Source organism: Flavobacterium psychrolimnae, from assembly GCF_003312425.1.
GTDB classification, from domain to species: Bacteria; Bacteroidota; Bacteroidia; order Flavobacteriales; family Flavobacteriaceae; genus Flavobacterium; species Flavobacterium psychrolimnae.
This window is the reverse complement of sequence record NZ_QNUX01000013.1, coordinates 48381-71637: the sequence shown is the minus strand read 5'-3', so window position 1 is coordinate 71637 and position 23257 is coordinate 48381. Positions and strand designations below refer to the sequence as shown.

Here is a 23257-nt window from a genome sequence, read left to right as displayed (position 1 = left end):
AATCTAGTATTAACCCTAGATTTTTGACCTCTTTTCAATATCATTTTTGATTTCTAAATAAGTTTTTACACGACCGGACTTAATCCATTTCATTAACTCATGTCTATAAAAATAAATGCGTTTACCTTGTTTATTGACGGGGATTTCCCTTTTACATACTTTACTATAGATTGTTGATACCGATAGATTTAAAAGTTTTGATGCTTCTTGAATGTTTAGAATTTCGTTCTCATTTTCCTCTACAATAGAGATTCTTAGAATAAGTTTTTCCAAATGCTCCAATTTATCATGAATTTTGTTCATCATTACAGGTATTTGGTCAAAAGTAAATGGCTTCATGGTGATCGGTTATTTAAATCTCATGTAAAAGTATTTATTACCGACTTTGGAGATGAAAGATGTCCTTAAAAGGGAGAGTTTGGCTTTTAATTTCTAATTATTGTCGTTTATAAGACATAAGAATCCATTGAGGATAAATGTTGGTTAGAACTGTCGGTCTAGTAACCCTGTCCGAACAGAAAATCCCAAGAGAAAAATATCAAAGGGCTAGAAGGGATTGATTGTCAATCCCTAGATGTGATGAAACGGGTGCAAGATACGAAGACTTAAATATTTTAGGTGTGCTAGTAATTTTCTAATTGGATAATTGGTAGTAAGGAAGAGTGTAAAAAATCAAAGGGCATGACAAAATGTTCCTTGTTGAAAAACCTAAACTCGTTCTCTTCGAAGAAAAGACACTGATTACTAATACAGGAAAACCTGTCTTAGTAATGTTATAAGGCGTCAGGTGCTTATCTCACGCTATTTTAAAAATGTACGATTCCATAAAGATGATGAAGCCAAACTAACTTCTCCTTTGACGGGTGACACAAGACAATTGCGAATACAATCGGCATTCAATCTTAGAGGTGAATTTGCTAATAAACCGATTTTAGAAAATAAATGGGAGCAGGAAACGGCTATTTTGATTTTTCTTTTATCCTTTTACACTTAAGAATTGGGTTTTTATACAAAGTTGGGAAGGTTTTAGTAATGGTTTGCTTTATTTTTTCGTACTATATTTTCATGCACAGCTCAATCGCGTTTTTCTGCTTCCAATTTTATAAAAAAAAATATCAACCGGTTTTATATATAATTTTAGCTGTTGGGTTAATAGCATTGTTTATGGTCTTTTTTATATGAAATTTCAACCGAGTTTATTTATAAAAATTGCTTTTTATACATATCATTCCATCAAGAAATGTATCAGTTTCAGTTTGCTACCTTGTCTGGAAGGTTTGTTTGTAAATTGGGAACCATACAGATTTTAGAACACTACCGAGCACAAAAAAAAGAAGCCAACAAAGTATTGTTGATCAATCAGGTTCACATACTAGGACAAATCAGATTTTTGCTGATTTGTCCCTATTTTTTACTATATAAATCCTTGTATAGCATTACCGTCTTAAAGATAAAATTTCAATTAGTATATAATTAACGATTAATTTCGTACACATACTTAATATAAATATGCCCTTAATCGGCAGATTAATACATTTCGTCTAAAAAAATGTAATTACCAGAAAATCAGGTGTTTGTGATTAAAAAAAACCAAAAAAAAAACTAATTTTGAATCATAAAACAATTAAGTATTAACCTATATTTTATAACACTTAATTGTTGCATCAATACCTCCAAATCTTTATATAATCAATTTGTATTTATAACCAATTAAATATATTTATTATGAAAAGAATACTTTTTTCAATCGCATTAGTAGTCTTAGTAGCTACTGTAGGTTCAAGTCAAATTCAAGATCAAGATCAGGATCGTAATCAGGACCGAATCATGCTCGTAGATGGTGATGTATTACAAATAAGAGACCGAGATCAGGTACGTCTAAAAGATAAGGTAACGCTTACTGATGGTACAACTATAAATCCAAATGGCAGTTATCAAACAAGTGATGGGAAAAAATTGCGTCTTCGAGATGGAGAATGTCTGGATATGAACGGAGTAAAATACACCAATGAATACCAATACAGACAAAGAATACAAAATGAAAACAAAAACCTTTCGGAAGCACAAATACGAGAAAAAAATCAGAACAGAACTCAATTTATGCTCTTAAACGGAACTGTATTTCAAGTACGAAATGAATCTCAAAATAGAATTCAAGAAAAACTTAATTTGGGTAACGGTGTAGTTATAAAGCCTGACGGAAGTTACCAAACTCGTAGCCAAAATAAATTACGTCTCAAAGAAGGGGAATGTTTAAATATGGATGGGCAAAAATTTCAAAATGCATACACGCATCGAAAAATGACTATTCAAAAACAAATGGATGCAAACAAAGTTAGGATGAACAAAAAAATCCAAAGTAAACCAAACATCCAAAAAAGAGGTAGAGTACAATAAATAACAAAAGCAACTTTGGTTTTAAAAATCAAAGTTGCTTTAATTTTTTAATTCACAAATCTATTAAAATGAAAAACTTACCACTCTTATTTTATTTGCTTTTAGTAGCACTCCCAATTTCATTAATGGGACAAAACCTAAAAAACAAAGATAAAAATTCCTACGTCTTATTTAGTTTAAACTATGAAAGCGATGCCGTATTTATGGGAAGAAACGATTCTGTCCGTGCGCCATACTTAGTACCTTCATTAGGATTTTATGACAGATCGGGTTTTTTTGCAGATGCGTCATTATCCTATTTAACTAAATCGGAAGAAAGCAGAATAGACCTGTTTTTATTAACTGCAGGATACCAATTTAATTCTAAAAAATTAAGTGGCTTACTCTCAGGCACAAAATATTTTTTTAGTAAAGACAGTTACAGCATACAATCGGAAATTGAAGGTGATCTTACAGCCACTCTTGGTTATGACTTAAGCCTTTTTAAAATTTCATTAACTGCAAGCAGCTATTTCAGCAGTAATAGTTCTACTGATTTCTTCGGAGGAATACAATTAGATAAATCAATATACGCATTAGATGATAATTTTGAAATAACTCCAACATTTAATATTTTTGGAGGATCACAATACTTTTATCAGGAGTACTACACATACAATCGTTTGGGAAACCGAAAAGGGAAGAGTAATCTGCAAAATCCATCCATTAACAATTCTATTGCTATAAAGGAAGTAAACCAATTTAATGTTTTAAATCTTGAAATTAGTTTACCCATTCAATTTCAAAGTAATTCATTTCTATTTTCAATTACTCCTCATTGGGCATTTCCCCATAGCAATGCAACCATTACTACTAATGAAATAATATTAAAAGAAGACCTCAAAAATATATTTTACTGGTCAGGGGGCATTAGTTATTGGCTCAATACCAAAAAAAGGAAATAAACAATAATTGTATAACAAAAATAGCTTTTAGACTTACCCAGTTGCGACTAATATTACTTACTGATTGCAAAATAGATTTGACCAAATTTTGAAAAAATTAAATGATTCACCATGTCAAAAATTGTAATATTTGGAGCAGGAATTGCCGGTCAAACCGCAGCAGCTCATTTGAGACAAAAACTTTCAAAAAATCACGATGTTCTCGTAGTTTCTCCTAATAGAAATTACCAATGGGTTCCTTCTAACATTTGGGTAGGCATCAGACGTATGTGAGTCAAAGAGGTTATTTTCCCTTTAGAGCCTTTGTACAAAAAAATGACATCGGCTACAAAAAAGCACAAGTCATTTCGTTTCATCCCGAAGGCGATCCTTCCGAAGCCAAACCATATGTGCTCGTCGAATATGTTTTTGCAGAACGAAAAGGCATTCGAGAAAAATTACCCTTTGATTTCCTCATCAATGAAACGGGTCTAAAATTAGCGTTTTACATGACCGAAGGTTTGATTACTGGAACTAATATAACCTTCTCTGCTTGTACTTATTACCATGCTTCACACGCATCAACAGGACCACATGATTTAATTAGAGAAATAAAAACAACTAATTAATCTCAAGCATCTTTAAAATCATTTAAAGATGCTTTTTTTATTTTATCGGACGAGTGTGACATTAGTTACTGTTTACGTATTTTCTGATATTTACCTTTACTGCATTAATTTAGAAAAAACCATTATGAAGCAAATAAACACATTACTACTCTTTGGAATTCTTTCCTTTTCTGCTGTAGGATTCAGTCAGGATACCTTGACTATTTCTAAAAAAGAAATTTGGCAAAAGGCTTCCGATAAAAACCTGCAAATCAAAATCCTTAATCAGGACTTCAAATCGGCACAAGCAGATTACAGACAATCTAATTCGTTATTCTTACCCAGTATTTCGGCATCACATACAGCGATTTCAACAACAAATCCTTTGATGGCTTTTGGTTCCAAATTGAATCAGGAAATTTTAACGCAATCTGATTTTAATCCCGCTCTATTAAACAATCCTGCAAGAACGAAAAATTTTGCTACTAAAATTGAGGTTTTACAACCCTTAATCAATGTAGATGGATTGTACGGAAGACAAGCTGCCAAAGCAAAAATGCAAGCTTTTCAATTGCAAACAGAGCGTACCAAAGAATATCTTGAACTAGAAGTCAATAAAGCTTTCATGGAATTGCAATTGGGTTACAAAGCGGTAAAAGTTTTGGAAAAAGCCAACACAACTGCTGCAGCGAATTTGAAATTGATAGAAAATTATTTTAAACAAGGGATTCTTCAAAAAACCGATTTGCTTTCGGTACAGGTTCGTGTAAATGAAATTAAAAATCAGTTGCAATATGCAAAAAGCAATGTACAAAATGCTTCCGATTATTTGGGATTTCTTTTAAATGAAGATACTGGCACTAAAGTATATAAACCTATCGAGGAATTGGAAAATGCGATAGCTATTCAAACCATCAACACGACGCTTTCCAGCAATAGGAAAGACATTCAAGCAATGGATAAATCATCTGAAGCCTACGCAAAAATGGTACAATCGAGCAAAATGAATTTCTTGCCGAGATTGAATGCTTTTGGAAGTTATGAACTTTATGATGATAAACTTTTTGGAACCAATGCCAAAGGATATTTAATTGGTGCACAAGTATCATGGAATGTTTTTGACGGTTATAAATCTATTGGAAAAATGGAAAAAGCCAAAGCAGATTTCCAAAAGTCAGAAATGGAAAACCAGCAATATAAATCCAAAAGTCAATTGGAATTAAACAAAACCAACCGTCAGTTAAAAGATGCTGAGAACAAGGTTAATCTTTCCAAATTAGCATTAGAACAATCACAAGAAGCCTACAGAATCCGTAGTAATCGTTTTACGCAGGGATTGGAAAAAACAACTGATTTATTACAAGCAGAAACCCAAATGTCTCAAAAAGAACTGGAATTCCTGCAAGCCGTTTTCGAATATAATTTTACTCAAGAATATTTACAATTTTTGACCAAGTAAGAGTTAAGAAATAGAAGAAAAAACAAAGAAGAAAGACATAAAATAATCAATAAAAAAATCATGAAAAAAATAATAGCAATCCTTTCAATAGCTGCAGTTTTCTTAACCTCATGCGGAGGCGACAAAAAAGAACCAATTAAGACAGAACCAGCAATTGCAGTGAAAGTAAGCGGAATTTCAGCTGATGGCAACAGTCCGTTTGTAACGGCCAGCGGTAAAATTGAAGCAGAAAACAGCGCCAACCTCAGCACGAGAATGATGGGTTATGTCACTAAACTTCATGTACAAGTAGGCCAAAAAGTAGGTGCCGGACAATTATTGGTCAGCATTAATAACACTGATTTGCAAGCCAAAAAAGCACAGGTCGATGCCAGTATTCTTCAAGCGACTGCGGGTTACAACAATGCTAAAAAAGATTACGATCGTTTTGTGAATTTATTCAAACAACAAAGTGCTTCGCAAAAAGAATTAGATGATATGACGGCGCGTTACGAAATGGCAAAAGCAGGATTGGAAGGAGCTAGACAAATGCGAAACGAAATTTTAGCTCAATTTTCCTATTCGAATATTAGGGCTCCGTTTTCAGGAACAGTGACTAATACTTTCGTAAAAGAAGGTGATATGGCAAATCCCGGAATGCCTTTGGTAAGTATTGAAGGTGCTTCAAGATTACAAGTAACGGCCATGGTGTCTGAAAATGATATTGCAGAAATCAAAAAAGGAATGCCTGTACATGTTTTGGTAAAATCATCAAATGCAAAACTAACTGGAAAAGTAAGCGAAGTGAGTATTTCGGCTACGAATACCGGAGGACAATATTTGGTAAAGGTAAATTTAGATAAAACCGATAATTCCGTATTATCAGGAATGTTTGTAAATGTGCAATTTCCTGTTGCAAACAAAACGCAAACTGTTGCGTCTGATCGAATTTTAATTCCCGAAAGTGCTTTGGTAAAACAAGGACAATTAAGCGGAATCTATACGATTGGAACTGGAAATATTGCCATTCTGAGATGGTTACGAATAGGGAAAACGTTTGGGAATCAAGTAGAAGTGTTATCTGGTTTATCAGCGAACGAGCAATATATCGTTTCGGCAGATGGGAAGTTGTATAACGGAGCTTTGGTTCATATTCAGTAAAAAAAGTTGAAAGTTTAAGGTTTAAAGTAGAAAACGGAAGACCAAAAACTGAAAATGTATAAAATAAATGTCATTGTTAATTCCGCGTGAGGGATTGAGGCGGCATCATTTTGTGAAGCGTAGCGGAACAAAAGATACTGCTGAAAGTCCCGCCCGACCTTTTTGAGAGGGTCACGCCCAAAAAAATAAAAGAAAATGCAAGAAGGTATTTCAGGTAAAATAGCCCAATTTTTCATCAACTCAAAACTGACTATTTTGCTTATGGTGGGTTTGATGATTATTGGAGTTTATAGTTCGTTTCTGATTCCTAGGGAAGAAGAACCGCAAATTAATGTTCCAATGGCCGACGTGATGGTGGGTTATCCGGGAGCAAGTCCTACAGAAGTAGAAAGTCGTGTGGCAAAACCATTGGAGAAAATAATCTCGAATATCAAAGGGGTTGAACATGTGCATACGATGGCGATGAACGGTCAGGCGATGCTGATTGTACAGTTTTATGTAGGTCAGGATGTGGAGCGTTCGTATGTAAAATTGTACGACGAATTAGCAAAACACGAAGATATGTTTCCAAAAGGCGTGTATAAACCGATGGTAAAAACACGTTCTATTGATGATGTTCCTATGTTGGGGATTACGCTTTGGAGTGATAAACAAGATAGTTTTCAGTTGCGACAAGTTACCGAAGAAGTAACATCGGAAATTGAAAAAATAAAAGATGTAGCGATAACCAAAGAAATAGGTGGAAGCAATCGCGAACTGAAAGTGATTCTCGACAAAGATAAAATGGCCGAAAATGGCGTGGATGCTTTGGGAATTATGCAAATGATTCAAGCCAATAACGGAAGTTCACAATCGGGGAGTTTTGTACAAAATGACCAAGAATATTTGATTACAACAGGGCAGTTTTTATCGAATGCCGATGATGTCGAAAACTTGGTAGTTGGCGTGAATAAAAATATGCCCGTGTATTTGAAGCAAGTAGCGAAAGTACAAGATGGACCGGCTACACCCAGAAGTTATGTGGCTTTTGGTTATGGCAAAGCCAATGAAAAATTTAAAACCGCAAAATCGGAATATCCTGCCGTAACCATATCTGTTGGTAAAGTGAAAGGTGCCGATGCGATGAAAATTTCGGAAAAAATTATTGCTAAAGTAGAGCAACTAAAGAAAAATATAATTCCAAATGATGTTCACGTCGAAGTAACGAGAAACTACGGTGAAACGGCATCCGACAAAGTAGGTGAATTATTGTTACACTTAGGTGTCGCAATAGTTGCGGTGACTATTTTAGTGATGTTAGCCATGGGATGGCGTGGTGGATTGGTTGTATTTTTCTCGGTTCCGTTGACATTTGCACTGACCTTATTCGCTTACTATTTATTGGATTATACGTTGAATAGGATTACACTTTTTGCTTTGGTTTTTGTGGTGGGAATTGTTGTGGATGACAGTATAATTATTGCCGAAAACATGCATAGGCATTTTAAGATGAAGCGACTGCCCTTTAAACAAGCGGCTATTTATGCGATAAACGAAGTAGGAAATCCAACAATTTTGGCAACATTTACAGTTATTGCGGCTATTTTGCCAATGGCTTTCGTATCTGGAATGATGGGGCCTTATATGAGTCCAATGCCGATTGGCGCTTCGATTGCGATGATTTTGTCTCTATTTGTGGCTTTGACAGTGACCCCTTATTTGGGATATCATTTGCTTCAGGAAAAAGACGATCAAAAACATAAAGAAGCTGAAGGATTAGAAACTAGTCGTATTTACAAAATATACAACAAACTGGAACGACCGTTCTTAGAAAGCAGTATAAAAAGAAGAGTGCTACTTGCCGTAACTGTTGTGTTATTATTTGGTTCTGTTTTGATGTTTTTCACGAAATCAGTAGTAGTAAAAATGCTGCCTTTCGATAACAAAAATGAGTTTCAAGTGGTAATTGATATGCCCGAAGGTACAACACTCGAACGAACTGCAGCGGTTACCAAAGAAATTGCCCAGTATTTATCAAATAAACCAGAAGTGGTCAATTATCAAAATTATATAGGAACATCTGCTCCCATTACTTTCAACGGATTGGTACGTCATTACGATATGCGTGGCGGAAGCAACATGGCAGACATTCAGGTGAATCTATTGCACAAAGAAGACCGAGATATACAAAGTCATGCTATTGCCAGAGCGATGCGTCCCGATATTCAGAAGATTGCCAAGAAATATGGGGCAAACGTAAAATTAATTGAAGTACCGCCAGGACCGCCAGTTTTGTCAACCTTGGTCGCTGAGATTTATGGACCCAATTATAAAGACCAAATAAAAGTAGCCCAACAGGTGAAAACTATTTTGGAAACAACTTCCGATGTTGTGGATATCGATTGGATGGTAGAAGACAATCAAACGGAATACAAACTGGAAGTAGATAAAGAGAAAGCCATGCTGAACGGAATTGCACCGCAACAAGTAGTTGGGAATTTGACTTATTTACTCAAAGAATACCCAGTTTCTAATTTGTATGATGAAAATTCAAATGATAACGTGGCAATTGTCCTTTCGCTTGACGATAAAGACAAAACCAGTTTGCAAGACATTCAAAACCTAAAAATCAAAGGAAGTCAGGGAAATATGATTCCGGTGAGTGATTTGGTAAAAGTAAAAACAGATACATTACAAAAAACCATTTACAGAAAAGACCAGAAACGTGTGGTTTATGTAACGGCTGATATGGCTGGAGCATTAGAAAGTCCGGTTTATGCAATCTTAGGAATGAGTGAAAAACTGACTGAAATGAAAGTCCCAAAAGGGTACAAAGTCAATGAATTGTATATGGAGCAACCCACAGATGAAAGTGATTTTACCGTAAAATGGGATGGTGAATGGCAAATTACTTTGGAAGTATTCCGTGATTTAGGTGTTGCCTTTATGGTCGCAATTGTAATCATTTATATGTTGATCGTGGGATGGTTCCAGAACTTTAAAACCCCGATTGTGATGATGCTTGCTATACCGCTTTCCTTAATCGGGATTGTGTTTGGCCACTGGTTATTGGGCGCTTATTTTACAGCAACTTCTTTCATCGGAATGATTGCATTGGCTGGAGTCATGGTGAGAAACTCGGTTCTGCTGATTGACTTTATAGAAATCCGATTGAATGATGGCATTCCACTAAAACAAGCGATTATCGAGGCAGGTGCAGTGAGAACCTCTCCTATTTTATTGACAACTGGTGCTGTGGTTATTGGAGCTTCTATTATACTGTTTGATCCTTTGTTTCAAGGATTAGCTATTTCATTGGTATTTGGAGCAATAGTTTCTACTATTCTAACATTGATTGTAGTGCCACTGATTTATTACATAACGGAGAGAAAGAAATGGGAAAAATAAAAAAATGGTGTAAAGTTTAAGGTTTTGAAACCAGAATCTTAAACTTGGAACTTTAAACAACAAAACAAAAATGAAACTACTGATTATAACTGCAGTCATAGCATTTGAAAAAGACATCAAACAAATGCTGAAACAGGCCAATGTAAAAACCTTCACGTATAAAGAGGTTAAAGGCTTTAATGATATTTCTGAAGAAGCTATAGAAAGCAATTGGTTTTCGGCAGAATTAAATGAAACCGAATCGATATTATTTTATGCTTTTGTAAAAAAAGATAACGTAGACAAACTATTTGATTTGATTACCGAATTTAATGAAAAGCAAGAAACGTTATCAAAAATACATGTTGCTGTTCTAAATATCGAAAAATCAATTTAAAAATAAAGAATAATGAAAAACAGAATTGTAAGAGCCGTAGCCGGGAGTTATATATTAATCAGTTTACTTTTGGCAATCTATGTCAACCAGAACTGGTTGTGGTTTGCCACTTTTGTAGGAGCCAATTTATTGCAGTCTTCTATCAGCAAATGGTGTTTGATGGATACTATATTAGAAAAACTAGGAGTAAAAGATTAATAAGCAATTCAATCACTGTATAAAATGGAATGCTAATATGAAGGAAACCTAAAGTCTGGAAAAATTTGCAATTAATTTAAACAAAATGAGCTCGATATTGCATCGGGCTCATTTTGTTTATAATTGGACGGGTTCAAAGATAATGGATGTGATTTTTCAATTATTACAAATTTATTTTTGATTACTTTACCGCCGTACCGTCTTTCATTTCTTCTGAAGCTACTTTTACCAGTATCGAATTTTCAGGAATATTTCCAAAAATTTCAACGCGTTTTTCCAATTCTCGGCCTTTCTGAACGGCTGTTCTTTTCATTTTATTATTCTCTACTATAAATACATAGACACCATCACTGGAAGTCACCACAGCTGATTTGGGTACTACATAATTGTTGTCTTTTGATTGTAAGGGCATGAGTACTTCGGCGACCATTCCTGGCAACAGTTTTTTAGAGGTATTCACAACATCCAGTTCCACACGTTCGGATCGAAGCCTGCTGTCTAAAGCGCCGGACATACGAGCTATTTTGGCACGAAAGGTCTCGTTGTTGATTGATTTTACGCTAAAAATTAGTTCGTCATCAACTGTCAGATACCCGGTATACATCTCAGGTACAAAGACCGACAAACGCAATTTACTTTGTTGCTGAAGCTTAAACAAAGGGGATTCCGATCCTTTTCCGGAAGATCCAACAAAGGTACCCGGATTTACATTCCTGGCCGAGATGACTCCGTCAAAAGGCGCGCGGATTAACAGATAGCTTTTCATAATCGCAATTTCTTTATAAGCGGCTTGGGTTGCCTGATATTGGGCATAATCTGAATTTTTGCGGGCTGCAGCCTGTTCCAGATCATTTTTGGAAATCGTTCCTTCTATTTTGCTGGTTTCAAAAAGCCTGTCGAAAGTGCTTTTGCTTGCCGTATAAATGGCTTTTTGCGAAAGTTGTCTGGATTGAGCTGCCGCCAATTGTGAACTAATTTCAGGCGCTTCTAAAATTAGTAATAACTGCCCTTTCTTAACCTGCGAGCCAATATCAACTTTCAGTTCTTTGACAAAACTGCTCACTTTGGCATAAATATCCACTTGTTGGAAACCGGTCAGTTCTGCCGGAATGCGGAGTTCGGTAGCTAATTTTTCTCTACTGATGGTAAAGGTTTCGATAACCGGAGCGGTTTCTACAGCGGCAATTTCTTTCTTTTCAGAAGTATTGCAGGCAGTTAAAACAGTGGTCAGGACTACAAACAGAAACGATATTTTAAATAAATTATTTTTCATTTTGAGGGTGTAAAGATGAGATATAATGTTGGCTTTCCTTGTCTTCTGGATCTAAGGATAAAGAGTGTACCGGAGTTTTACCCATTGCCCAGGCGAAAATGAGCGGTAAAATAAGAAGTACTGTAAAGGTGGAAAATACCAATCCGCCAATCACGGCTCTTCCTAGCGGGGAAATCTGATCGCCGCCTTCACCGTGTCCAATGGCCATCGGGAGCATTCCGGCAATCATGGCAATACTGGTCATGATAATGGGACGGAGCCTTAACGAAGCAGCTTCACGTGCCGATTGTAACGCATTGCCATTGTGTTTTCGCAGCTGTTCTGCATTGGTGATGATTAGAACGGCATTGGCAATAGAAACACCCACCGACATAATAATTCCCATGTACGATTGTAAATTCAAAGTAGAACCTGTAATCACAAGTAGCAACAAAGAACCTAAAACAACGGCAGGAACCGTAGTTAAGATGACCAATGAAATTTTGAAAGACTGAAAATTTGCAGCAAGCATCAGGAAAATTACCATAATGGCAATCAATAAACCAGTCTGCAGACTGCTCATGGTTTCCTTTAAAACCGTGCTTAAACCAATTTGCTCTATGAACAATCCTCTGGGAAGTTCCCCAAGTGATTCAATGCTTTGCTGAACAGCTTTGGAAGCGGTTCCCAAATCAACATGATCCATATTTGCGGTCACTGAAATATAAGGCATGGCACCAATATTGTCGTTTTCCCCATATGTAAAAGAGGGGGTAATCGTGGCTACATCACTTAAAACCGGACGGGATTCATTTTTAAGCAACGGAATTTCTTTCAGATCATTTTCACTTTTCATTTTGTTTAAAGGTACCTGAACCTGAACGTTATAGGAGAACCCAGCTTTTTCATCTACCCAGATATTCTTTTCGGTATATTGGGACGAAGAAGTGGAAGCAATCAGGGAACGCGAAATGTCGTTCATGTCAATTCCTAATTGAGCGGCACGAGTTCTGTCAATAGTAATGTCCAGCGCTGGATATTTGATGGGTTGGGCAATCTGAATGTCTCTCAAATAGTCAATTTTATTCAGTTTTGCGATGAGTTTCTTGGCATAGGCTTCATTTCGCTTTTTATTTTTTCCAGCTATCCTGATTTCAATTGGAGTAGGGGAACCCTGGCTCAGCACTTTGTCCGTCAGTTCGATAGGTTCGAAAGAAATTTTGACATCGGGTAATATTTTTTTAATGCGCTGACGGAATTCATCTTTGAAAACATCCATATCCACATGATAGTCTTTCAAACCAATTTGGAAAACCGCCTCGTGAGGTCCGGCAGTAAACAAATAGATCGGTGAAACGGAAAATATGGCGGGATGTTGACCCACATAAACCGAGGATATCGCGACGTGTTCTTTGCCAATCATTTTTTCCAACTCGTTGAGCACCATTATGGCTTTATCTTCGGTACTTTCCAAACGGGTTCCATCCGGCGCCCGCAGTCTCAATTGGAATTGACTTGAATTGACTTTAGGAAACACATCCTGGCCGATAGTGTTCAACAGCAGTAACACTAAACCGGCCGATAGGAAAAGATATACCAGTGTAACCGGTTTTTTATAGTCAAAAAGCCGATTGATGAATCGCATGTATCGGTTTCTGAATCGTTCAAAAAAATTGATTTTGCCATCATTGTTAAAATCGGCTCTTTGAACAAGGATTTTTTTCTGGTCAAAAGTGTCTTTTTCGGATTCTATCGTCAGTCCTGACGCATTAAACTCCGCTTCATCATCTGTAATATTCGACGGATGCTCTTTTTTTGGATGTGCTTTCATCAGCCAGTTGGCCATCACCGGAACAAAGGTTTGCGAAAGTAAAAAAGACACAATCATCGAAAATCCAATCGCTAATGCCAATGGCAGAAACAACGCACCGGGAATTCCGGTCATCGTAAATGCAGGTGCAAAGACGGCCAAAATACACAGCAGGATTAACAACTTGGGCAAAGCTATTTCTTTACAGGCATCCCAAATAGCCAAGGCTTTGGGTTTGCCCATATCCAAATGTTGATGGATATTCTCGATGGTTACCGTACTTTCATCGACGAGGATTCCAATCGCAAGAGCCAGGCCGCTTAAGGACATCAGATTGATTGTTTGCCCGAATAGTTTTAAGAATAACACACCCGAAATAATCGCAATGGGTATAGTAAGTATGACAATCAATGCTGCTCTTCGATCTCCAAGGAACAATAAAACCATCAGCCCTGTAAGAACGGCACCAATTATTCCTTCGATAATTAAACTTTTCAGGGAATTAATCACATGAACCGACTGGTCAAATTCATACGATAGTGTGACATCATCAGGTAATGTACTCTGGATTTTTGGGAGTTGTGATTTTAATTTTTGAACAACATCCCAAGTCGATGCATCACCGGCTTTGGCAATACTGATATAAACGGAACGCTTTCCATTGACCAAAGCGTATCCTGCAGTAATATCGGCGCCATCTTTTACCTGAGCCACATCGCCAAGATATAAATTCTGGACACCGCCTTTGAACAACGGTATTTTTTCAAAATCCTTGACTTCTTTAATGGTATTGTTTGTAGGGATAATGTAGTTGATATCTCCAATTCTCAGGTTTCCCGAAGGAGCCGTTTGATTGTTGGTACGGATGGCTTCCACAATTTGGTCTGCTGTTAATTGATGCGAACGGAGCAAATCGGGGTCTACATTAATTTCAATAGTTCTGGGGCTTCCGCCAAAAGGTGGAGGGGACAACAATCCCGGAATAGCCGTGAACGAAGCCCTAACATACACGTTTGCCAAATCCTGAAGTTCATTATTAGAACGGGTTTTACTGCTCAAAACCAATTGACCGATGGGCAAGGAAGATGCATCAAACCGAATAATAAACGGAGGCTGGGAACCGGGAGGAAATCTGGACTGTATTCTGTTGGACAGCGCACTGATTTCAGAAGCGGCCTGAGCCATATTTGTGCCTTCATAATAAGTCACTTTCATCAGTGTGAGTCCCTGAATATTCTTGGTCTCGATATCTTTTACACCATTGGCTAAAATCATTACATTGACATAATTTTTGGCGAAATAGGATTCCATCTGATTGGGCGTGTAGCCCGCAAACGAGTGGGCCAAATAGATAACAGGAAGATTCATTTCGGGCAGAATATCCACTTTAATATCACGGACGGCACCAATTCCGAAAAAGAATAATCCGGCAACTAGCACCATTATTGAAATGGGTTTGCGAAGGGCAAAACGTATTAAATTCATTGTTTTAAATAATTAAAATTCATTCATAAATAAGTCAAAATCTCCGTTGGCTGCCGCTTTCATCAAAAGTGATTGCCAGACATTGGTATAAATAATATCACGGTCAGTTTCTGCGCGGTTCAATGTGTATAAAGTCTGTGTAACATCGAGGAGATTGGTCATTCCGTTTTTATACAAAGTAGTTTTCTGCAAATAGGCCTGTTGTGCTGCCTGAACCTGTTTTGGAGCTTCAACATAATTTTCCAAAGCATATTGCATTTTGGCATCAGCCGCATCCGACTGAATTTTTAATTGGTGGTCGATTACTTTGTATTCTTCTTGTAAACCTTCGGAAATCAATTTCTGGGCACTTACTTTTTTGCTCACCCGAGCAATAGTGGTCAGGTTCCAAGTAACACCAACTCCGAACAGATAATTTTGTCTTGAAGGATTAATGCCGTCTACATAATTTTGGGAAAAAGAATTCTGATTTGCGGCATAATCGGAGTTAAAACCGGAAGCCCGGGCCTGATATATCCCAAATAAACTGAAGGTGGGATAGTATTCCTTTTTAAAAAGACGAAGCTGTTGTTCGCTGAAAGCTACCCTACTTTTATGATATTCCAATATCGGATTCAAACTTTCTTTTGTGGTTTCCTGCGACAGTATTACTTTTGGTATTGTTGTGACAAAAGTAGTGTCGAGCACAAAATCCTGAATGGAAACGCCCATCAGTGCGATGAGTTTGTTGTTTTGTTCTTTAACCTGGTCTTTCACCTGATTCAGTGTGATTTTGGATCGGGAAACTTCGGCGGAAGCCAGTGTAGAATCTACGCCGGCCAAGAGTCCGTTTTTTACTCTGACTGCTGCGATATTCTGAAAGACCAGGGCGCGTTCCAGATTTTTTCTTTGGGAAATTAACAATCGCTGACTCGCCAATAAGTTGAGGTAAGCGGCTGCAATTTTAATTTTATGCTGGAATTTTTCCTGATCAAGATCTGTTTGAAAACGATGGGAATCCGCTTTGGACAGATTGATTTTTTGTTTCATTCTTCCAAAAGTGAAAAAATCCCAATTGACATTGACCAGATACAAGGCACCAAACGCTGCATTCCAATTTTGCTTTTCCAACGGAAGTCCTGAGGAAGCCACTCCGAGTCCGCCAAAACCATAAAGTGGTCCGTTTTGTCCGTTAACGGTTCCGTAATCCTGCTGTCCCGAGAGCGTAACATTGGGCAGATAGTCTCTGCGAACCTGTTTAATAGTTTCTTTGGAAGCATCGGCATAATTGCTTTTTGCTTTTATTGTTCCGAAATTGGAAATTCCGGTTTCCAAAGCTTCTTTTAACGGAAGCGTCTGAGAAAAACCCTGAGAAAAGAAAATCACAAATAGAAAAAGGGTTAGTTTTTTTGTTTTCATTATTAAATTAGGAATAAATTTGAATTGCAAAACTAGCCGGAGTACTTCTTTTTGTGCGGTTATAAATGACGAACACTTTTTATAAATGACGAATTGAATTGGTCACTCAATCGGTGCCTATTCAAATTATATGTCGTTCCTTTGATACTTTAATTAAAGAGTAATGAAATGGAGATTTAAGCCAATTTTAGAAAATAAATGGGAACAGGAAACAGCTATTTTAGTTTTTTCTTTTATCCTTTTTACACTCAACGACTGGGTTTTTATACAAAGTTGGAAAGGTTTTAGTAACGGTTTACTTTATTTTTTCGTGCTGTATTTCCACGCTCAGCTAAATCGTGTTTTTCTGCTTCCTGTTTTATTAAAAAAACACCAACCGGTTTTATATATAATTCTTACCGTTGGGTTAATAGCATTATTTACGGTCTTTTTATATCAAGTTTCAACCGATTTTATTTATAAAAATTGCTTTTTATATAAATCATCCCATCAAAAAACGTATCAGTTTCAGTTTGCCACCTTGTCTGGAACGCTGGTTTGTATTTTGGGAACCATGCAGATTTTAGAACATTATAGAGCACAAAAAAAGGAAGCTAACAAAGTATTGTTGTCCAATCAGGTGCAGCTTAATGCACTGAAGAACCAGTTTAATCCCCATTTTTTGTTCAATACGATGAATACACTTTACGGAATTAGCCTTCGATATCCGGAACGCACTTCGGAAATGATTATGGAAGTTTCGCAACTAATGCGGTATCAGGTGGAGCAGGGTAACAAAGAATTCGTTACATTAGAAAATGAAATTGCCTTTATTTCCAGTTACATACAATTGGAAAAAGAAAGAGTAGGTTACCGCTGCCGTATTGATTTTGATTACGAATGCCATCAGGAAGGACGGTATGAAATTGCACCGATGGTACTAATAACTTTTATTGAAAATGCTTTTAAGCATGGGACCGCTACCATCGAAAAGTGTTTTGTAAACATTGATATAAAGGTCATCAAAGGCAAATTGCATCTGAAGGTATCTAATTCAGTTCCTCAGCATAAAAAAGAAGTGGTTTCTACCAAAATTGGTCTGAAAAATACGAGAGAAAGATTGGAAATTGTATATCCGAAAAAACACCAACTTGAAATTACTCATAGCGACCAAGAGTATAACGTTAATTTAGTAATTGAACTCCGCCAAACATGACCGTAAGAAAATGTATTATTGTTGATGATGAACCTGCTGCGCATTATGTGTTGGTGAACTATATCAGCCAAAACCCGCAGTTGGAGCTGGTGCAGCAGTGTTACAACAGTATTGAAGCTTTAAATTATCTTCGGTCGAATCCAGTTAATCTGATGTTTTTGGATATTGATATGCCTGAGATTAGCGGACTGGAACTTTTACGAACCTTGACTGATCCACCCAAAACAATTTTGACCACAGCATATTCAGAATTTGCATTAGAGAGTTATGAATTCGGCGTGTTTGATTACCTGTTAAAGCCTATTTATTTCCCGCGTTTTTTAAAATCGATGGAACGCTTCTTTTCCTCTTTCAATGATGAAAAAACCGAAATAATGAACCCAATTATTTCAGTGAAAATTGACGGATTCTTATTTGATTTGAATGTAAATGACATTCTTTTTGCCCAAAGTTGCGGTAATTATGTCAAAATTTTCACCTTAAAAAAAGTGTATCTTGCCTCAATGACTACTAATGAACTGGAAAATAGTCTTTCTTCGGAACTTTTCATGCGAGTTCATAAATCCTACATAGTAGCCATTGCTAAAATTAAGGATTGGGAGCGGAATATGGTCATCATCAATAACGAGAAAATCCCGGTGGGTATTACTTATAGAAGGGCATTGACGGAGCGATTAAATCTAAAATAGTCTACAGACTAGAAATTGAAATTGAGTATGAAATTGATATTACTCATATTTGTTTTATTGAAAATATAATTTTTATTCCCGTAAGTTTCTCCCACATTGAACTTGTGTACATACAATAATTGCGCATCAAACCCTTTTAGAATTCCTTGAAATTGGTAGCGAACATCAGCATTAGTCTGCACATAAGAAGGTAATCCGTATTTATTCATTGCTACGTTTTTTACATCAGGTAAATCAAAATAACCTACCGCCAGATGCGATTTGAATGTCTTTTTAGGATTCGTATATTGTATTTTGGTCATTACCGCATGTACATCTCCAAAACCTTCATTTCGTTCTCTGGCCATAAAGGTATAAAACGGGTCTCGTCCCCATTCTCGGGGCATTAAATACCTTCCCTTAGCCGTTATTCGGTTGTAATTTAAAGTAATTTCTATTTTTTTATTTTGCCATCCTAATCTTCCTCCAAAAGTTTGAGAATTTGCGTTTTTTTCAAAATAGGTTTTGCTTGGATCTTCATTACCTCCAAAATTCAGGGCATTTTGGTAGACTGTTTGAAAACCGAAAAGTAACTTTGAGTTTGTATTTAAATCGTATCTATAGTCCATTTGGAACAATGCCGAATTGAATATATTTTCTGCGTACTGATTCCATAAAAGTGTTTTTAAATTTTTTATCGATTCATTTTGTATCCCAACAATGTAAATTCCATCACTGTCTAAATTTCCTGCATAACCGGATTTTGTTCCATCAGGATTCACACCAGTTGGATAAATCCCTATGGATTCACCAACTCTGAAGTATTTCATGGTGCTTCGTGGCGAAATTCCGTAGAGGTAACCCACATTAATTTTAGTTTTTTTTATTTCATTATAATCGATCCAAATTCCATCCACTTCTGTCGGCCGCATTCTGCCATCCTGTAGGTTTATGAAAGAAGTATTCAATAACTGTTTTCCCAGGGTTACATTAGAATTTTTGTAGTTGTATTTTAAATACAATTCTTCTAACCTGCTTAAATTACCTTTACTTGACGCGTTTTGAAAATCAAACAGCGCCACTTCGTATCTGTTGGATAAATTGGTTACGGGGTCTTTTTTAGAAAAATCAGAGGAACCGATATCATAAATGTAATAGCCGCTGACACCAAATTGAAAATTATGAAATTTGGCCGTTTCAAACTTCACACCGCCACCAAGGGCATTGGCATAATAATCAGATAAGCCACTTTCATTGTTAGTCGCCATGAAAAAATAGCGAAAATGACCACTGAAGTTTCCGTTTTTGAAAGCATTTAGAATCGATGTGGAATCAATTTTTTCATCACTTTTTTCTTTCCAAACAGTTGGTTTATCGGAAATTTCTTGATGTTGTGCCGAGGATTGGATGCTTACTAAAAGTAAAAAAGATGAAATTAATATAGAGAAAAAATATTTCATTTGTAAGTCTTTAATTTTTGTCAAAAGTAAACCCAACTGTGATAAATAAATGTAACATTTATCACAGTTGGGCAAATTATATAAAAACTAAATGGTCAGAATACTATCTGAAGGTATAATTAACACCAGTAACTTGAGTTAATAGGGTTTCAGGAGCATCCAGAATTATCGCATTTTTTTGCGGAGTAGGGGTAACGGGAGAGTTTTGTTTTAAATATTCTTTCATTACCGAATGCAAGGTTGCATTTGTGTTTTTGGCATCCATAACACCTTTCATTCTGCAGAGCATGTCCAAAGGGTCGCCGTCACGTTCACAGGCCATTATGGAATACATTTTTTCAGGATCTATTGGCGTGTTTTTTACAGTAATACTTTGCACTCTTTTCCCCATTTCGGCAAAAGCATTAAATTGCACCTCCATTCCCTTGAACTTCACTACCCAACCACCAAAACGTTTAGATGCGTCTTCGGCAAAAACATTGTTTAATTCTTTTTCTAACCAGTTTTTCAATTGTTTTCCGGTTACTTTTGCTGTTCTTACCGTGCTATCCACGGGCAACATATCAAAAATAAATCCGTTTGTGATGGGGATATTTCCGGTTCGATCCGGAGTTGTTTTGGGCGGACAAAAACGAAATCCATTAGAAAGATTAATATCAATTTCCGGAAATTTCCAGTTCAAGGCATTGAGAATCATTGTGTCAATAGGATTTTCCACCACAAAATAGCGGTACAAAGGAATTGTGCTGTATCCAATAACCTGATTGATTTGTTCTTGATAAACAGACTCTTTTTCTATTAATAATTTTTCAATTGCAGCATCTGGTTTTATTTTTGGTGAATCAACTTCGAGTAGTTCATAGCTATCATCAATTACTTTTCCGTTTACAACGGTCAAATCTAATTTTCCAATAAATGAACCAAATGCTCCTGGTTCTACTACTTTTGAATATTTACAAACTATAGGTTTGCGGACTCTTTCGTGTGTATCACCTCCTAAAATATAATTGACACCCTCACATTCAGGGTGGTTTGCTAATGCTATTTGTTGCGATAAACCAAGGTGTGCAATCATAATTACATAGCTGCATTGTTCCTGATTTTTAAGGACATCCACGTAATGAGCCAGATTTTCTTCGGGATTGGTATAGATGATTCCTTTGCTGTAATTTGGGCTCTGTCTCAAGGGTACCAAAGGATCTGTGTAGCCTAAAAAACCAATTTTTGCTCCAGCTATATTCCAAATCGTATAGGGTTGAAAAATAAGTTCGCCTCGTTTTCCGTCGCCTAAATCGTGGTACATATTGGTACAAATTTTTGGTGCATCCAGAGAACCCAAAAGGGTTTGCATTCTTTTTTTGCCGTAAATTACTTCCCAGTTTCCGGGTAAGTACAAATCGTAATCTAACGCATTTAAAATAGGTACAAAAGCCTCACCTGTTGTTTCTACACTTAATTCGCTGCCCTGAAACATATCACCAGTATCGATGATGTAGGTATTTGGGTTATTCTTTTTTAACTTTTTAAGCATCGTTGCCATATAAGCATAACCCCCCGTTTTTCTAAAAACAGCTTTTCCATTTTCCCAAAACAATTCGTCGTGCGGATGAATTTGGCAATGGACATCGGTAGTTTGAAGAATAGAAATTGTTTGAGGTTTGCTTTGGTCGATTGCTGCATCCAGTTTTATTCCCTCGGTTTCATTTGTATTTGCAATAGCAGAAAGGGGCGAAATAATCGCCGCTCCCAGACTTAATGTTCCTACTGATTTCAGGAAATTTCTTCTGTTGTTATTTGATTCCATTTTAGGTGTTTAAAATGATTATTATTTAAAACTATATTTTGTATGAAATGCCTAACATTAGCATACTTGTGTCCATCTTATAAGAAACTTTACTGTTAGGAACTGTGCCTAACGAATCAGTTTGCCCAGCTAACATTGGGTTGTAAATAGGGCCTTCGGTACTGCCGTCACTTTTGGCATTGTGATATACCGCATTTAAGATTAATTTTTCAGAAAATTCATACCCGAAACCAAATTGATAGGCATTTTGAATTACTGCGGTCGCAGAAGTTGAGAAAAATGCTAATTCCGGTTTAATAGGATTGGTATTGTAGGTATAACCTACTCTTAAAGGTAATTTTTTGATTCCTTTATATTGTGCTCCTAAAGATAAAACTTGCATGTCTTTCCAACCAAATCCTTTTACAGCACCTGTTGCAGACCATCCATAGTCTTCAAAACCTTCTGTTTTTGAGTATTCTACTTGTCTGAAATCAAATGCTAAATCTACTTTACTGTTTGAATATCCAACTCCTAATGAATAAACTGCGGGGAAATTCATTTTAAAAGAGTTTTCTGAACTGGAATTGTCTAAATAGGTATTTTCAAATTCAAAATTAGAGAACTGTTGTTCTGTTTTGTAACTTGCTCCTAATTTAAAACCTTCTTCATTTTGGTAAAAAATACCGATTTGTCCTCCAAATCCTGTTGCCATAGCATTATTAGTTGTTGGATAACCAGCCATTGTCGGACTAGAGGTAGGATTTGGTTTTAATTCTAATGTAGCAATATTGAAGTTTGGACTTACGCCAATGGAAACCGATTTAGACAGTTTATAAGCGTAACTTAAACCAGTTTGAAGCATCATATAATTGGAAGTTAAATTTCCAAAACCGCCCATAGATTGAGGCATATTTAACGGGTTTGTCGTGCTTTCAGGAAAATCAACACCGAAACCACTTACTCCAAATGCAAATGCACCAAAGGTATGTTTACTATCTTTTTTTCCATACACAAAACCAAAGGAAGGCATGATTGAATTGCTTTTTACATCCGTAGAGGTACCGCTCATAGGTCCATTAGGTGTAGGTATAGTCGACGAAAGCTCCGGATTCGCCATAAATAAACCTACATTTAAGGAAATAGTGCTGCCTTCAAATACGGATATTGCTGCGGGATTCCATTTTAAAGCACCGCTAATATCAATTGGTTGGGCTGTTGAAGCACCGCCCATAGACATATTCACGGCTCCAACTCCCTGCATCAAATGTCCGGATTGTGCAAAAAGGTTTGTAATAAATAAAAGCGAAATGATGGTTAGTCTGTTTTTCATTGTTTTTTTGGTTTGTTTGGGGTGGTTAATAGGTTTGTTTTTTTATATTTTATATACTTTATTGGTTTAAAGTTAAAGGACGCTTAAAACTTAAACTAACAGCGCCTTATGCTGATTTATACTATTATGATTACCAATTGAATCCATCCATTATAGTGCTTATTTTCTTTTACTATTTACGCAATCGATTTAGTAATTTTGACGCAATTTCCCTATATATTTTCCGGACACTCTTGAAAAAAAAGCCTATTGAACTCTCTGTAATTTACTGGAAATGAGAAAATGTCGCGTAGCAGTTGTCATGTAAATTAGTATACACATTTAAAATAAAAGATAAACTTTGAATACGCTGATATACCTGACAACTGCTAAGCGAAATTGAATT

At 36.4% G+C, this 23257-nt stretch carries 19 protein-coding genes; 12 read left to right on the top strand and 7 right to left on the bottom strand.

All coding sequences use genetic code 11. From position 1 onward, the window contains the following. Positions 1–15 precede the first annotated feature (15 nt). A complete protein-coding gene (locus tag DR980_RS13420; RefSeq protein ID WP_072944222.1) occupies positions 16–339 on the bottom strand; it encodes a helix-turn-helix domain-containing protein in 324 nt (107 codons plus the stop codon). Between the two features lie 448 nt (positions 340–787). Between DR980_RS13420 and DR980_RS16270 the strand changes: the two genes are divergently transcribed. From DR980_RS16270 to DR980_RS13375, 10 genes are all read left to right on the top strand, one after another. Next, a complete protein-coding gene (locus tag DR980_RS16270; protein ID WP_146779243.1) occupies positions 788–994 on the top strand; it encodes a hypothetical protein in 207 nt (68 codons plus the stop codon). Positions 995–1725: 731 nt separating this feature from the next. Then, positions 1726–2397, top strand: a complete 672-nt coding sequence (locus DR980_RS13410) for a DUF6799 domain-containing protein (RefSeq protein ID WP_113636969.1) — start codon at positions 1726–1728, stop codon at positions 2395–2397. Positions 2398–2465: 68 nt separating this feature from the next. Then, complete coding sequence (locus DR980_RS13405; RefSeq protein ID WP_146779242.1) at positions 2466–3341, top strand: hypothetical protein; 876 nt, start codon at positions 2466–2468, stop codon at positions 3339–3341. A gap of 111 nt (positions 3342–3452) precedes the next feature. Further along, on the top strand, positions 3453–3614 hold the full coding sequence (locus DR980_RS16535; protein ID WP_244199311.1) for a tryptophan 7-halogenase: 162 nt from the start codon (positions 3453–3455) through the stop codon (positions 3612–3614). Next, positions 3611–3949 carry a hypothetical protein gene (locus DR980_RS13400; protein ID WP_244199310.1) on the top strand — a complete coding sequence of 113 codons (339 nt, stop codon included), beginning with the start codon at positions 3611–3613 and terminating at the stop codon, positions 3947–3949. Before DR980_RS16535 ends, DR980_RS13400 begins: the two co-directional genes overlap by 4 nt. Before the next feature lie 124 nt (positions 3950–4073). After that, a complete protein-coding gene (locus DR980_RS13395) occupies positions 4074–5387 on the top strand; it encodes a TolC family protein (protein WP_113636962.1) in 1314 nt (437 codons plus the stop codon). A 60-nt stretch (positions 5388–5447) separates the two neighbouring features. Then, the gene (locus tag DR980_RS13390; RefSeq protein ID WP_113636960.1) at positions 5448–6527 is read left to right on the top strand and encodes an efflux RND transporter periplasmic adaptor subunit; all 1080 of its coding nucleotides are present in this window, start codon (positions 5448–5450) and stop codon (positions 6525–6527) included. A 195-nt stretch (positions 6528–6722) separates the two neighbouring features. Then, the gene (locus tag DR980_RS13385) at positions 6723–9914 is read left to right on the top strand and encodes an efflux RND transporter permease subunit (RefSeq protein WP_113636958.1); all 3192 of its coding nucleotides are present in this window, start codon (positions 6723–6725) and stop codon (positions 9912–9914) included. A gap of 70 nt (positions 9915–9984) precedes the next feature. After that, on the top strand, positions 9985–10290 hold the full coding sequence (locus DR980_RS13380; protein ID WP_072944205.1) for a P-II family nitrogen regulator: 306 nt from the start codon (positions 9985–9987) through the stop codon (positions 10288–10290). Positions 10291–10302: 12 nt separating this feature from the next. Continuing rightward, positions 10303–10488, top strand: coding sequence for a YgaP family membrane protein (locus tag DR980_RS13375; RefSeq protein ID WP_113636955.1), 186 nt, complete (start codon positions 10303–10305; stop codon positions 10486–10488). A gap of 181 nt (positions 10489–10669) precedes the next feature. On the opposite strand, the gene DR980_RS13370 is transcribed toward DR980_RS13375, so the two are convergent. Genes DR980_RS13370 through DR980_RS13360 form a run of 3 tightly spaced genes read right to left on the bottom strand, consistent with a single transcriptional unit; the run spans position 10670 to position 16433 of the window. Continuing rightward, positions 10670–11761: an efflux RND transporter periplasmic adaptor subunit gene (locus DR980_RS13370; protein WP_113636952.1), complete on the bottom strand. Its 1092-nt coding sequence runs from the start codon at positions 11759–11761 to the stop codon at positions 10670–10672. Next, entirely contained in the window at positions 11751–14993 is a 3243-nt protein-coding gene (locus DR980_RS13365; RefSeq protein ID WP_449404196.1) for an efflux RND transporter permease subunit, read from the bottom strand. The genes DR980_RS13370 and DR980_RS13365 overlap by 11 nt, the downstream gene beginning before the upstream one ends. A 54-nt stretch (positions 14994–15047) precedes the next feature. After that, complete coding sequence (locus DR980_RS13360; RefSeq protein WP_113636947.1) at positions 15048–16433, bottom strand: TolC family protein; 1386 nt, start codon at positions 16431–16433, stop codon at positions 15048–15050. A gap of 163 nt (positions 16434–16596) precedes the next feature. On the opposite strand from DR980_RS13360, the gene DR980_RS13355 reads away from it, so the two are divergent. Then, positions 16597–17628, top strand: a complete 1032-nt coding sequence (locus tag DR980_RS13355) for a sensor histidine kinase (RefSeq protein ID WP_113636944.1) — start codon at positions 16597–16599, stop codon at positions 17626–17628. Next, positions 17625–18317 carry a LytR/AlgR family response regulator transcription factor gene (locus DR980_RS13350; protein WP_113636942.1) on the top strand — a complete coding sequence of 231 codons (693 nt, stop codon included), beginning with the start codon at positions 17625–17627 and terminating at the stop codon, positions 18315–18317. Before DR980_RS13355 ends, DR980_RS13350 begins: the two co-directional genes overlap by 4 nt. Before the next feature lie 8 nt (positions 18318–18325). Here DR980_RS13350 and DR980_RS13345 read toward each other — a convergent pair whose 3' ends face one another. The 3 genes from DR980_RS13345 to DR980_RS13335 all read right to left on the bottom strand — a co-directional run bounded on the left by DR980_RS13345 (position 18326) and on the right by DR980_RS13335 (position 22872). Next, the gene (locus DR980_RS13345; RefSeq protein ID WP_146779241.1) at positions 18326–19756 is read right to left on the bottom strand and encodes an OprD family outer membrane porin; all 1431 of its coding nucleotides are present in this window, start codon (positions 19754–19756) and stop codon (positions 18326–18328) included. A 103-nt stretch (positions 19757–19859) separates the two neighbouring features. Continuing rightward, a complete protein-coding gene (locus tag DR980_RS13340; protein ID WP_113636937.1) occupies positions 19860–21560 on the bottom strand; it encodes a bifunctional metallophosphatase/5'-nucleotidase in 1701 nt (566 codons plus the stop codon). Positions 21561–21591: 31 nt separating this feature from the next. After that, positions 21592–22872, bottom strand: a complete 1281-nt coding sequence (locus tag DR980_RS13335) for an OmpP1/FadL family transporter (RefSeq protein WP_113636935.1) — start codon at positions 22870–22872, stop codon at positions 21592–21594. Between the last annotated feature and the right edge of the window lie 385 nt (positions 22873–23257).

Bases quoted from the DNA above. Each gene is read 5' to 3' on its own strand.
- DR980_RS16535 (WP_244199311.1), top strand. From the start codon at position 3,453: ATGTCAAAAATTGTAATATTTGGAGCAGGAATTGCCGGTCAAACCGCA.
- DR980_RS13405 (WP_146779242.1), top strand. From the start codon at position 2,466: ATGAAAAACTTACCACTCTTATTTTATTTGCTTTTAGTAGCACTCCCA.
- DR980_RS13355 (WP_113636944.1), top strand. From the start codon at position 16,597: ATGAAATGGAGATTTAAGCCAATTTTAGAAAATAAATGGGAACAGGAA.
- DR980_RS13370 (WP_113636952.1), bottom strand. From the start codon at position 11,761: ATGAAAAATAATTTATTTAAAATATCGTTTCTGTTTGTAGTCCTGACC.
- DR980_RS13340 (WP_113636937.1), bottom strand. From the start codon at position 21,560: ATGGAATCAAATAACAACAGAAGAAATTTCCTGAAATCAGTAGGAACA.
- DR980_RS13375 (WP_113636955.1), top strand. From the start codon at position 10,303: ATGAAAAACAGAATTGTAAGAGCCGTAGCCGGGAGTTATATATTAATC.
- DR980_RS13365 (WP_449404196.1), bottom strand. From the start codon at position 14,993: ATGGTGCTAGTTGCCGGATTATTCTTTTTCGGAATTGGTGCCGTCCGT.
- DR980_RS13385 (WP_113636958.1), top strand. From the start codon at position 6,723: ATGCAAGAAGGTATTTCAGGTAAAATAGCCCAATTTTTCATCAACTCA.
- DR980_RS13420 (WP_072944222.1), bottom strand. From the start codon at position 339: ATGAAGCCATTTACTTTTGACCAAATACCTGTAATGATGAACAAAATT.
- DR980_RS13390 (WP_113636960.1), top strand. From the start codon at position 5,448: ATGAAAAAAATAATAGCAATCCTTTCAATAGCTGCAGTTTTCTTAACC.
- DR980_RS13380 (WP_072944205.1), top strand. From the start codon at position 9,985: ATGAAACTACTGATTATAACTGCAGTCATAGCATTTGAAAAAGACATC.
- DR980_RS13335 (WP_113636935.1), bottom strand. From the start codon at position 22,872: ATGAAAAACAGACTAACCATCATTTCGCTTTTATTTATTACAAACCTT.
- DR980_RS13360 (WP_113636947.1), bottom strand. From the start codon at position 16,433: ATGAAAACAAAAAAACTAACCCTTTTTCTATTTGTGATTTTCTTTTCT.
- DR980_RS13350 (WP_113636942.1), top strand. From the start codon at position 17,625: ATGACCGTAAGAAAATGTATTATTGTTGATGATGAACCTGCTGCGCAT.
- DR980_RS13395 (WP_113636962.1), top strand. From the start codon at position 4,074: ATGAAGCAAATAAACACATTACTACTCTTTGGAATTCTTTCCTTTTCT.
- DR980_RS13345 (WP_146779241.1), bottom strand. From the start codon at position 19,756: ATGAAATATTTTTTCTCTATATTAATTTCATCTTTTTTACTTTTAGTA.
- DR980_RS13410 (WP_113636969.1), top strand. From the start codon at position 1,726: ATGAAAAGAATACTTTTTTCAATCGCATTAGTAGTCTTAGTAGCTACT.